Origin of the sequence: Pseudomonas sp. PH1b, assembly GCF_000633395.1 — a bacterium.
Classification (GTDB): Bacteria; Pseudomonadota; Gammaproteobacteria; order Pseudomonadales; family Pseudomonadaceae; genus Aquipseudomonas.
The window spans coordinates 55,079-67,443 of sequence record NZ_AYMU01000031.1; the positions used below are offsets into that span (position 1 = coordinate 55,079).

At 63.0% G+C, this 12,365-nt stretch carries 9 protein-coding genes; 3 read left to right on the forward strand and 6 right to left on the reverse strand.

The window, feature by feature from the left end; genetic code table 11:
- Positions 1-6: 6 nt before the first annotated feature.
- The 6 genes from U873_RS0131280 to mreB form a co-directional block, all read right to left on the reverse strand.
- The gene (locus tag U873_RS0131280; protein WP_025132003.1) at positions 7-3,810 is read right to left on the reverse strand and encodes a YhdP family protein; all 3,804 of its coding nucleotides are present in this window, start codon (positions 3,808-3,810) and stop codon (positions 7-9) included.
- Between the two features lie 75 nt (positions 3,811-3,885).
- The gene (rng, locus tag U873_RS0131285) at positions 3,886-5,343 is read right to left on the reverse strand and encodes a ribonuclease G (protein WP_025132004.1); all 1,458 of its coding nucleotides are present in this window, start codon (positions 5,341-5,343) and stop codon (positions 3,886-3,888) included.
- Between the two features lie 56 nt (positions 5,344-5,399).
- Positions 5,400-6,005: a nucleoside triphosphate pyrophosphatase gene (locus tag U873_RS0131290; RefSeq protein ID WP_025132005.1), complete on the reverse strand. Its 606-nt coding sequence runs from the start codon at positions 6,003-6,005 to the stop codon at positions 5,400-5,402.
- 43 nt (positions 6,006-6,048) lie between these two features.
- Positions 6,049-6,540, reverse strand: coding sequence for a rod shape-determining protein MreD (gene mreD / locus U873_RS0131295; RefSeq protein ID WP_011059252.1), 492 nt, complete (start codon positions 6,538-6,540; stop codon positions 6,049-6,051).
- Positions 6,540-7,634 carry a rod shape-determining protein MreC gene (mreC, locus tag U873_RS0131300; protein ID WP_081818738.1) on the reverse strand — a complete coding sequence of 365 codons (1,095 nt, stop codon included), beginning with the start codon at positions 7,632-7,634 and terminating at the stop codon, positions 6,540-6,542. Before mreC ends, mreD begins: the two co-directional genes overlap by 1 nt.
- A 141-nt stretch (positions 7,635-7,775) precedes the next feature.
- Entirely contained in the window at positions 7,776-8,813 is a 1,038-nt protein-coding gene (mreB, locus tag U873_RS0131305) for a rod shape-determining protein MreB (protein WP_025132007.1), read from the reverse strand.
- Between the two features lie 211 nt (positions 8,814-9,024).
- Between mreB and gatC the strand changes: the two genes are divergently transcribed.
- The 3 genes from gatC to gatB are packed head-to-tail and all read left to right on the forward strand — an operon-like array spanning position 9,025 to position 12,236.
- Positions 9,025-9,312 carry an Asp-tRNA(Asn)/Glu-tRNA(Gln) amidotransferase subunit GatC gene (gatC, locus tag U873_RS0131310; RefSeq protein ID WP_022642307.1) on the forward strand — a complete coding sequence of 96 codons (288 nt, stop codon included), beginning with the start codon at positions 9,025-9,027 and terminating at the stop codon, positions 9,310-9,312.
- A 16-nt stretch (positions 9,313-9,328) separates the two neighbouring features.
- Positions 9,329-10,780 carry an Asp-tRNA(Asn)/Glu-tRNA(Gln) amidotransferase subunit GatA gene (gene gatA, locus U873_RS0131315; RefSeq protein WP_025132008.1) on the forward strand — a complete coding sequence of 484 codons (1,452 nt, stop codon included), beginning with the start codon at positions 9,329-9,331 and terminating at the stop codon, positions 10,778-10,780.
- A 10-nt stretch (positions 10,781-10,790) separates the two neighbouring features.
- Complete coding sequence (gene gatB, locus U873_RS0131320) at positions 10,791-12,236, forward strand: Asp-tRNA(Asn)/Glu-tRNA(Gln) amidotransferase subunit GatB (protein WP_025132009.1); 1,446 nt, start codon at positions 10,791-10,793, stop codon at positions 12,234-12,236.
- The last annotated feature ends 129 nt before the right edge of the window (positions 12,237-12,365 follow it).

A 12,365-nucleotide genomic window follows, 5' to 3' on the forward strand; every position in this document is an offset into this window, starting at 1 on the left:
GGATTCTCAAAACGGCTTGTCGAAGGTGATTTTCGGCTCTTTCCACGGGCCTTTGACGTTGTACTTGACGCTGGCAAAGCGCGCCACGCGATCACCGATCAACTTGTCGATCAGGAACAAGGCGCCGCCCACGGCGGGTGCCCCGACAATCAGCGCGGCAATCGGCAGGTTGTTGGTCACCGGCAAGGTCACCAGCAACTTGGCGTCCACCTGATCCCCGACCATGTCCAGGGTGCCATTGAGCTCCAGATTGCTCGACGGCCCGGTCAGCGTGATGGGCTCGCGAGTGACGTACACGCCATTGCTCGCCGCCAGCACACCGCGGACCCGGTCATAGCTCAGGCCCTTGCCGAACAGGTCGGAGAAGTCCAGGCGCAGGCGGCGACCGATGGAGTTGAAGTTGAGCAGGCCAAACACTCGCAACGCCTGGGCGCTCCCGTCAACCTCGACGAACTGGCCCTTGCGCAAGGTCGCATCCAGGCTGCCGGAGAAACGCTTGAGGCCGATCCAGGCCGGCGAGCCCGGCCAGCGGCCATCAACGTCCAGATGGAAATCCTCACTGGTTACCGTCGGCGCAAACCCCCAGCCCTTGAGCACATCCGCCAGGTTCTTGCCGCCAATCCGGCCGCGGTACCAACTGCTGCTGGCACCGGCCAGGCCTTCCCAGCCGCCCTCACCTTGCAACTGCATACCCTTGAGCCCCAGGTCCAGGCTGTTGAAGGTCATGCCCTTGGCCGTCGGCCGCACCTTGAGCGCCCAGCGCCCGATCAAGTCCGGGCCCTGGAACAGCTGGGCGATGGAAATATCCAGCGGCGGAATGTTCCTCGGGTCCACCGACGCCAGCGGGTCGGGGGCGTTCTCGTCGGTCTGCGCCGCAGGATCGACCGCCGGCAGGCGCACGTACTGCATGTTGATAGCCAGAGGGGTCGCCTTGGCATCAGGAATGCCGACGCTGCCCTTGGCCTGCTGGCTGTCGATCTGCAGCTCCCAGGCACTGGGCTTGCGCGTCAGCAGCAGGTTGACCTGATCCAGGGTGGTGCCGAAGGCACTGAGCTTGCCGACCTTGAAATCCGCACTGCTGAGCAACTGCTTGGCACTGCCTCCCGGGTCCTGCCCGGCATAGCGGTCCACCAGGGCCTTCCAGGGCTCGACGTCCAGCTCGGACAGGATCCCGCGTACCCGCAAGCCCTTGACCGTGGGCAGCAAAGCGGTGCCATTTCCGAGGAACAACTCGCCCCGGCCCTCGGAGAACTTGCCGCTGGGCGCCGCAAAAGTGAAGTCGGCCAACTCACCGTAATTGAACCAGTAACGTCGCTCGGCCCCTTGCAGGGTCATGCGGAACACACTGTTGCGCCCGGTGCTGGCCGGCATGCCGAAGGGTGCTGGCAGGTCCACCGCCACGCCCTTGAGACTGGAGCTGACCATCAATTGGCTGTCGGCGCCATCGAGGTTCAGCTGCAACTGATAGGGCACTTCGCCGGACACCGGCAGCGGCTGGCTGACCTTGAGCCAGTCGGTGAGCCGTTTGACCGTGACCTGGCCCTTGGCAACCACTCGCGTATTGGCCTTGCCCGGCTTGCCGTCGGCAAAAATCTGCGCCGTCACCGGCCGGTCGAAAGCCTGGGCGCTGATGCCCTCGCCACTCAGGCCCCTGGCGCTGTCGAAGCGGAAATCGCCCTTGAGCTGAGTCAATTCCAGCTCGGGCTCACTGAGTTTGAGGCGCGCCTTGTCGGTCTTGAAATCCACCACGATCTTCGGCTCTTCACCTTTGACCAGCGGGATGTCGAGGTTCAGCTTGCCTTGCAGGTCACCTTCGCCCTGCCAGCCGGCAAAGGTCGAGGCGGTACCGATCGGCGCCTCCTGCAGAATCTTCAGCCCGTCCCCGAGGCCGCCGGCAAAGGCGCCGTCGATGAACATGTGGCTGCTCTGCCCGGCTGGTACATGGGGAATGTTGACGAACACATCGCGCACCTGGGTCTCCAGCAACTGCCCCTTGCTGGCGACGATGCGCACACCGCTGTCTTCGACGAACACATCGCCGCTGACCTTGCTCAAGTGTGGCCAGCCCGGCTGGAATGCCAGCTCGGCATCGTGCACCTTGAAAAACAGGCTGATGCTGCGGGCCGCCTCGACGGCATCGTGATTCAGTGACCCCTGGTACTGGAAGAAGCCCTGGTCCACCGCGCCCTTGAGAATCGCCGTGCGCAACCACTGGTCCAGGGCCGGGCTGAGTACCTGGGGCAGGTACTTGGCGGTATAGCGCCCATCACCCTCCACCAGGCCGACCCGCAGGTCCATGTAGTCTTCCTGAGTGTGGTCGAAATGCAGGCGAATCAGGAAATCACCAGCGATCTTGCCCTCTTCGCCCAGCACCTTCAGGTAGGGAGCAATCAGGGTGAAGCCGTCCTTGTCCAGCTTCCAGGTCAGGGTTGCGTTGGCCTGGATGTACTGCCAGGGCTTGGCGAAAATCGGGAACAGGTGCAGGGAGAAATCCTTGCTGTCCATGCGCAGCTCACCCTTGCCCAGGTCGCCACTGATGCTGCCGCTGACATTGCGTGCTGCCGGAGCACCGTGATAGGCATCGAAGCCGACCCGATCAAGATTGGCGGCAAAGCTCAGGCGCTGGTCGCCGGTCGCCTGGGGGCGGTAGTCGAGCAGTACGTTGCGCAGCCCGCCAGTCGCCTTCAGGTGATCGATGGTCGTGGCCAGGCCTTCCGGCAAGGGCACCAGCGCATCGAGGATCGGCGTGATCGGCGCCAGGTCCAGGCGATCGGCCTGCAGTTGCCACAACTCATCCGCCGGATCGCCGGCCTTGCTCTGCTGCAGTTGCAAGCGAGACTCCCAGCGCGTCTCACCGAGATTCAGAGCCAGGGAATCGAGTTGTACCTTGAGGCCCTGCTCACTGCGCTGGAAGTAGGCATTCAGGGCCAGGTTCTTCAGGTTGACCGGCGTGCGGTCGGCATAAGCACCGGTGAACTGCGGCGCATTCAGGCGCAACGCGGCGCTTTGCACCGTGCCCTTGCCCCAGCTCAACCACAATTCGCAACCGGCCTTGAGCTCGGACAGCTTCCACTGCTGGGTCAGACCGGCTGGCAGCCAGCGCGACCAATCGCTTTGCGGCAAGCTCAGGTACAGATCGGCCTGGCCATCACGCCAGGCATTGGCACGCACTCGGCTGCGCAGGTTCAGGGCCAGGGGCTGGCCATCCGGAAGGGTCAGGCGCAGGTCCAGGCGCTGGCGGCTGGGGCCCGTGCGCAGGTTGAGTCCGACATAGGTCAGGGCGATAGGCTGGTGATTCTGCGGCAGCAAGCTGACCTGGCTGTCCAGAAGCGACAGCTCCGCCACCTGCTGCAAGCGGGTCAGCAGTTGCTCGGGGTCCATCGGCTGGTCGTTCTGCACCGGCAGGCCTTCGAGCTGCCATTGACCGTCCGCGCCTTCCTTGAGGCTCAGGCTCAGGCCGCTGAGCTCCAGGCGGCCGATTCTCAGGTCGCGGGCCAGCAGGCTAGCCAGCATGTCCGGCGCCACGCTGACCTGATCCAGGCGCAAGGCATTGGCGCCCTCGCCGACCATCACGTCGTGGGCCAGCAACACGGGCGATAGCCCGCTCCAGCGGCCCTCCAGGCTGCCGATGTGCACCGGCAGGCCCACAGCCTGCTGGACCTTGGCCTCGACCTCGGCCTGATACTCCGCCACCAGCGGAGTCAGTTCCCGGCCCAGGCTGACGTACAAGGCCGTCACCACCAGTGCCAGCGCGCAGAGGCCCAGCCCCCAGCGTGTCAGCGTGGTGAACAGGCGAATCAGCCGCTCCATTTCAGTTGGCTCCCAGGGCAAAAGTCATGCAAAAAGCTGAAGCCAGCCGTTTCCAGTCATGTACAACACGCGGAATCAGAGCAGCACCACGTCATATTGTTCCTGGGAATACATGGTTTCGACCTGGAACCTGATGGTCCGGCCGATAAAACCTTCCAGCTCCGCAACGTTGCCCGACTCTTCGTCCAGCAGTCGGTCCACCACTTTCTGATTGGCCAGCACTCGATACCCTTCTGCCTGATAAGCCCGGGCCTCACGCAGGATTTCACGGAATATTTCGTAACAGACGGTTTCCGGAGTCTTCAACTTACCCCGTCCCTGGCAACTGCTGCAGGGTTCGCACAGCACCTGTTCAAGGCTTTCCCGGGTGCGCTTGCGAGTCATCTGCACCAGGCCAAGTTCGGTGATGCCGATGATGTTGGTCTTGGCGTGGTCGCGCTCCAGCTGCTTTTCCAGCGTGCGCAGGACCTGGCGCTGATGCTCTTCATCTTCCATGTCGATGAAGTCGATGATGATGATCCCGCCCAGGTTGCGCAGACGCAGTTGCCGGGCAATGGCGGTCGCAGCCTCGAGGTTGGTCTTGAAGATGGTCTCCTCAAGATTGCGGTGACCAACGAACGCCCCGGTGTTGACGTCGATGGTCGACATGGCTTCCGCCGGGTCCACCACCAGGTAGCCGCCGGACTTGAGCGGCACCTTGCGCTCCAGGGCTTTCTGGATTTCATCCTCGACGCCGTACAGGTCGAAGATCGGCCGCTCGCCCGGGTAGTGCTCCAGGCGATCGGCGATTTCCGGCATCAGCTCGGCGACGAACTGCGTGGTCTTCTGGAAGGTTTCCCGGGAGTCGATGCGAATTTTCTCGATCTTCGGGCTCACCAGGTCGCGCAGGGTGCGCAACGCCAGCCCCAGGTCCTCGTAGATCACGTTCGGTGCGCCAATGGTCTTGATCTGCGCACCGATCTGATCCCAGAGCCTTCGCAGGTAGCGAATGTCCATCATGATCTCGTCGACCCCGGCACCTTCGGCGGCGGTGCGCAGGATAAATCCGCCGGCCTCCTTGATGCCCTCCTGGGCCACGCAATCGCTGACCACCTGCTTCAGGCGCTCGCGCTCGGCCTCGTCCTCGATCTTCAGCGAGATCCCGACGTGGGCGGTGCGCGGCATGTACACCAGGTAGCGGGAAGGGATCGACAACTGGGTCGTCAGGCGTGCGCCCTTGGAACCGATGGGGTCCTTGGTGACTTGCACCACCAGGCTCTGCCCTTCGTGCACCAGGGCACTGATGCTCTCGACGGCCGTGCCTTCGCGGGTAGAAATCTCCGAAGCGTGGATGAACGCCGCGCGATCCAGGCCGATATCGACAAACGCCGCCTGCATGCCCGGCAACACGCGGACCACCTTGCCCTTGTAGATGTTGCCGACGATGCCGCGACGCTGGGTCCGCTCGACGTGGACCTCTTGCAGCACGCCGTTTTCCACCACCGCCACCCGTGATTCCATCGGCGTGATGTTGATCAGAATCTCTTCACTCATGGCAGTGTCTCGTTCAGGCGTGTTCATAGAGGGCCGCATCAGTCGGGTACGGCGCCTTAGCGCACTGGAAGGTTTTGCCAACAGGGTATGCCGAAATGGCCCAGCAGTTCTGCGGTTTCGCACACCGGCAAGCCGACCACGGCGGAATAACTGCCATTGAGCCCTGCCACAAACACCGCCGCAAGCCCCTGGATCGCATAACCACCGGCCTTGTCACGAGGCTCGCCACTGGCCCAGTAGGCGGCCGCCTCCGCCACCGAGACCGGGCGAAAACGCACCAGGCTGCGCACAACCAGTGACTCGCAGCGTTCGCCGTCGAGCAGAGCAATGGCCGTCAGCACTTCGTGCTCACGCCCCGAAAGCGCCATGAGCATGGCCTGGGCATCCGCCTGATCCAGGGGTTTGCCAAGAATCCGCCCCTCCAGCACCACGGCCGTATCGGCCCCCAGTACGCAGGCCGGAGCCTGGGAATCGCTGCTGCTGATCAACGCACGACCGGCCGCCGCCTTGCCGCGGGCCAGGCGCTCGACATAAGTGGCTGGGGATTCGTCGGCCAGCGGGGTTTCATCGATGTCCGCGCTGATGGCGGTGAAGGGCACGCCGATCTGCGTGAGCAGTTCACGGCGACGAGGCGAACCGGAAGCGAGGTAAAGCCGATTCATCAAGACATCTCCCTGTCGAGGTGCGGGCCAATGCCTGACCGGATTAATTGATTTTGAAACGCCGACGCAGGCCCCGCAGGCCAAAGCTGACCCAAGGCCACAACAAGGCACTGACCAGGGCCGGCAGGACCAGGGCCAGGGTCGGCTGGCGATTGCCGGTCAGGGCGCTGAGCCACAGTTGCACCAGTTGCGCCAGGCCGAAGATCACCAGGATCACCAGGCTTTGCTGCCACATCGGGAACATCCGCAGGCGCTGCTGCAAGGACAGTACAAGGAAGGTGATCAGGGTCAGGATCAAGGCGTTCTGCCCCAGCAACGTGCCGTAGAGCACATCCTCGGCCAGCCCCAGGCACCAGGCGGTGACCATGCCGACCTTGTGCGGCAGGGCCAGGGCCCAGAATGCCAGCAACAGGGCCAGCCACAATGGGCGCAGGATCTCCATGAACTGGGGCAACGGCGAGACGCTGAGCAACAAGCCGATGAGGAACGTCAGCCAGACGATCCAGCCATTACGTGAATAGGTACTGCCCGCCATTATTCTCTTCCTCCGGTGGTGGCCGGGGCCGCTGCCGGTGGTTTGGCAGCCGCAGGTTTCACCACAGGTTTATTGACCGGCTTGGCCGGAGCATGGGCCGCGGGCTTGACCGGGGTCGCTGGCGCTGCAGCCGGAGCAGCAGGTGCCGCGTTCGCCGCAGGTGCCACCGCAGGCTTGGGCACCGTGGCCGGTACCACAGGCCCGGCACTGCCGCCCTGCTGGTCCTGGGCTTCCTGAGCCTGAGCCGCGTCATTGGCCCGCTCTTCGGCGGTGCGCGGATCGCTGAACACCAGCAGCAGGTAGCGACTGCGATTCAAGGCGGCGGTGGGCACTGCCCGCACAATGGCAAAGGGCTGGCCGGAGTCATGGATCACTTCCTTGACCGTGGCCACCGGGTAACCGGCAGGGAAGCGCTGGCCAAGGCCGGAGCTGACCAGCAGGTCGCCTTCCTTGATGTCGGCGGTATCGGCCACGTGACGCAGCTCCAGACGTTCCGGATTGCCGGTGCCGCTGGCGATAGCGCGCAGGCCGTTGCGATTGACCTGCACCGGAATGCTGTGGGTGGTGTCGGTGAGCAGCAGCACGCGCGAGGTATAAGGCATCAGCTCGACCACCTGGCCCATCAGGCCGCGGGCATCGAGCACCGGCTGGCCGAGGAACACCCCATCGCGCTCGCCTTTATTGATGATGATGCGATGAGTGAAGGGGTTCGGGTCCATGCCGATCAACTCGGCCACTTCGACCTTCTCGTTGACCAGCGCCGAGGAGTTGAGCAATTCGCGCAGGCGCACGTTCTGCTCGGTCAGGGCCGCGAGCTTTTGCATGCGCCCCTGCAGCAGCAGGTTCTCGGTCTTGAGTTTTTCGTTTTCGGCGACCAGCTCGGTACGACTGCCGAACTGACTGGCCACGCCTTGCCATAGCCGCTGCGGCAGGTCGGTGATCCAGTAGGACTGCATCAACACCAGCGACATTTGGCTACGCACTGGCTTGAGCAGTGTGAAGCGGGCATCGACCACCATCAGTGCGACCGAGAGTACGACCAGCACCAGGAGGCGTACGCCTAATGAGGGGCCCTTGGCGAAAAGCGGTTTAATAAGCCGCTCCTCCCAGGCAAATGTTGTGTTTATTCATACGGCATCAAACCGGCCTGGATGCAGATTGACAGAAGATAAACGCCACAGGCAGCACTGCAAAGTGCTGCCTGTGGGCGCATCAGCATAGACCCCGCAGCGAAGTTATTCGCTGGAGAGCAGGTCCATGGTGTGCTTGTCCATCATTTCCAATGCACGGCCACCGCCGCGAGCAACGCAGGTCAGCGGGTCTTCGGCGACGATCACCGGCAGGCCGGTTTCCTGGGCCAGCAGCTTGTCCAGGTCGCGCAGCAGGGCGCCACCACCGGTCAGCACCAGGCCACGCTCGGCGATATCCGAAGCCAATTCCGGAGGCGATTGCTCCAAGGCGCTCTTCACCGCCTGAACGATGGTTGCCAGGGACTCTTGCAGAGCTTCCAGCACTTCGTTGGAGTTCAGGGTGAAGGCACGTGGCACGCCTTCGGCCAGGTTACGGCCACGCACGTCGACTTCACGCACTTCGCCGCCCGGGTAGGCCGTACCGATTTCCTGCTTGATGCGCTCGGCGGTGGACTCACCGATCAGGCTGCCGTAGTTGCGACGCACGTAGGTGATGATGGCTTCGTCGAAACGGTCGCCGCCCACACGTACGGACTCGGCGTAGACCACACCGTTCAGGGAGATCAGGGCAATTTCAGTGGTACCGCCACCGATGTCCACGACCATCGAGCCGCGGGCCTCTTCCACCGGCAGGCCGGCACCGATCGCAGCAGCCATCGGCTCTTCGATCAGGAACACCTCACGAGCACCGGCGCCAAGGGCCGATTCACGGATGGCACGACGCTCAACCTGGGTCGACTTGCATGGAACGCAGATCAGCACACGAGGGCTGGGCTGCAGAAAGCTGTTTTCATGAACTTTGTTGATGAAGTACTGCAGCATCTTTTCGCAGACGCTGAAGTCGGCGATCACGCCGTCTTTCATCGGACGAATGGCTGCGATGTTGCCCGGGGTACGACCGAGCATGCGCTTGGCCTCAGCACCAACCGCGACAACACTTTTCTGATTACCGTGGGTCCGAATGGCCACAACCGATGGTTCATTCAGGACAATACCGCGCTCGCGCACGTAAATAAGGGTGTTGGCAGTGCCCAGGTCAATGGAAAGATCGCTGGAAAACATGCCACGCAGTTTCTTGAACATGGGAAAGGGACCCTAGGCAACGCGTGGGTAAAAAAGTGCGGCAAACTCTAACAACGACAGGGATTTTGGGCAAGGCGCCAATATGTTAAATTGGCCGCTTTTCTGTGCACCAACCCCCACAATCGCGGCCATAAGACCGTAGAAATGCGGTAGTGTTCCGACAATCTAACACGCGGACGAAATCCGTTTTTGTTTTCCACTGGAGAATCCCATGGCGCTTGAACGCTCCGACGTGGAAAAAATCGCTCATTTGGCCAGCATCAAGCTCAATGAAGGCGATCTTCCACACATCACCTCGGCCCTGAACAGCATTCTCGGGCTGGTGGATGAAATGCAGGCAGTCGATACCGACGGTATCGAGCCCCTGGCCCACCCTCTGGAAGCCAGCCAGCGCCTGCGCGCAGACGTTGTGACCGAGTCCAATCACCGCGAGGCCTATCAGTCCATCGCGCCAGCGGTCGAAAACGGCCTGTATCTGGTTCCGAAAGTCATCGACTAAAGGGAAAGAGCCTGCAATGCATCACATGACTCTGGCCGAGATCGCCCGCGGACTCGCCGACAAGAAGTTTTCCTCCGAAGAACTGACCCAGACCCTGCTGGCGCGCATCGCTCAGCTGGATCCGCAGATCAACAGCTTCATCAGCCTCACCCAGGACCTGGCGCTGAGCCAGGCCAAGGCCGCCGACGCCCGTCGCGCCAACGGTGAGAGCGGTGCCCTGCTGGGCGCACCGATCGCTCACAAGGATCTGTTCTGCACCCAGGGCATCCGCACCAGCTGCGGCTCGAAGATGCTCGACAATTTCAAGGCGCCCTACGACGCCACCGTGGTTGCCAAGCTGGCCGCTGCCGGGGCCGTGACCCTGGGCAAGACCAACATGGACGAATTCGCCATGGGTTCGGCCAACGAATCGAGCTGGTACGGCGCGGTGAAAAACCCGTGGAACCTGGAACACGTACCGGGTGGTTCTTCCGGTGGCTCCGCCGCCGCCGTTGCCGCGCGCCTGTTGCCGGCCGCCACGGCCACTGACACCGGCGGCTCGATCCGCCAGCCCGCCGCCTTCACCAACCTCACCGGCCTGAAGCCGACCTACGGTCGCGTTTCCCGCTGGGGCATGATCGCCTACGCCTCCAGCCTCGACCAGGGTGGCCCGCTGGCCCGCACTGCCGAAGACTGCGCGATCCTGCTGCAAGGCATGGCCGGCTTCGACCCGAACGACTCCACCAGCATCGATGAACCGGTGCCGGACTACAGTGCCGGCCTCAATGGCTCGCTGCAGGGCCTGCGCATCGGCGTGCCGAAGGAATACTTCAGCGCCGGCCTCGACCCGCGCATCGCCGAGCTGATCCACAACAGCATCAAGGAGCTGGAGAAGCTCGGCGCGGTAATCAAGGAAATCAGCCTGCCGAACATGCAGCACGCGATTCCCGCCTACTACGTGATCGCCCCGGCAGAAGCCTCCTCCAACCTGTCGCGTTTCGACGGCGTGCGCTTCGGTCACCGCTGCGACAACCCGAGCAACCTCGAGGACCTGTACAAGCGTTCCCGTGGCGAAGGCTTCGGCAGCGAAGTGCAGCGCCGGATCATGGTCGGCGCCTACGCGCTGTCCGCCGGCTACTACGATGCCTACTACCTCAAGGCGCAGAAGATCCGGCGCCTGGTCAAGAACGACTTCATGAGCGCCTTCAATGAAGTCGACATCATCCTCGGCCCGACCACGCCCAACCCGGCCTGGAAGCTCGGCGCCAAGAGCAGCGACCCGGTCGCTGCGTACCTGGAAGACGTCTACACCATCACCGCCAACCTCGCCGGTCTGCCGGGCTTGTCCATGCCTGCAGGTTTCGTCGATGGCCTGCCGGTGGGCGTGCAGTTGCTCGCGCCGTATTTCCAGGAAGGTCGCCTGTTGAACGTTGCCCACCAGTATCAGCTCAACACTGACTGGCACACCCGCACCCCAACCGGCTTCTGAGGAGACACACATGCAATGGGAAGTCGTGATCGGGCTGGAGATTCATACCCAGCTCACCACCCAGTCGAAGATTTTCTCCGGTAGCTCCACCGCCTTCGGTGCCGAGCCCAACACCCAGGCCAGCCTGATCGACCTGGGCATGCCCGGCGTGCTGCCGGTGCTGAACCAGGAAGCCGTGCGCATGGCCGTGATGTTCGGCCTGGCCATCGATGCCGAGATCGGCCAGCACAACGTGTTCGCCCGCAAGAACTACTTCTACCCGGACCTGCCCAAGGGCTACCAGATCAGCCAGATGGAGTTGCCGATCGTCGGCAAGGGCCACCTGGACATCCCCCTGGAAGACGGCACGGTAAAACGCGTCGGGATCACCCGCGCGCACCTGGAAGAAGACGCCGGCAAGAGCCTGCACGAAGAATTCAGCGGTGCCACCGGCATCGACCTGAACCGTGCCGGTACGCCGCTGCTGGAAATCGTTTCCGAGCCTGACATGCGCAGCGCCAAGGAAGCCGTGGCCTACGTCAAGTCGATCCACGCCCTGGTGCGCTACCTGGGCATCTGCGATGGCAACATGGCCGAAGGCTCCCTGCGTTGCGACTGCAACGTCTCGATCCGTCCCAAGGGCCAGGCCGAGTTCGGCACTCGCTGCGAAATCAAGAACGTCAACTCGTTCCGCTTCATCGAGAAGGCGATCAACAGCGAGATCCGTCGCCAGATCGAACTGATCGAGGACGGCGGCAAGGTGATCCAGCAGACTCGCCTGTACGACCCGAACAAGGACGAGACCCGTCCGATGCGCAGCAAGGAAGAAGCCAACGACTACCGTTACTTCCCCGACCCGGACCTGCTGCCCGTGGTCATCGAGGACAGCTTCCTCGACCAGGTACGCGCCACCCTGCCGGAACTGCCGCCGCAGAAACGCGAGCGCTTCCAGGAACAGTTCGGCCTCTCGGTCTACGACGCCAGCGTGCTGGCCACCAGCCGTGAGCAAGCCGACTACTTCGAGCAGGTCGCCCGCATCGCCGGCGACGCCAAGCTCGCGGCCAACTGGGTCATGGTTGAGCTGGGCAGCCTGCTGAACAAGCAGGGCCTGGAAATCGACCAGGCACCGGTATCGGCCGAACAGCTGGGCGGCATGCTCCTGCGGATCAAGGACAACACCATCTCCGGCAAGATCGCCAAGACCGTGTTCGAAGCCATGGCCAATGGTGAAGGCAGCAGCGATGAGATCATCGACAAGCGCGGCCTCAAGCAAGTCACCGACAGCGGCGCGATCTCCGCGGTGCTGGACGAAATGCTCGCGGCCAACGCCGAGCAGGTCGAACAATACCGCGCTGCCGATGAGGCCAAACGCGGCAAGATGTTCGGTTTCTTCGTCGGCCAGGCGATGAAGGCGTCCAAGGGCAAGGCCAACCCGCAACAGGTCAACGAACTGCTGAAAAGCAAGCTCGAAGGCTGATTGCAACCCAACCAGAAGGCGCCCTCCGCAGGCGCCTTCCTGGTGATGGGGAGGCCCGCTCTCGTCCCACGCACTCCTTTCAGGAACGCATTCGCCGGTTTGCGGTCAGCCAGACAGACGACGAGAGCA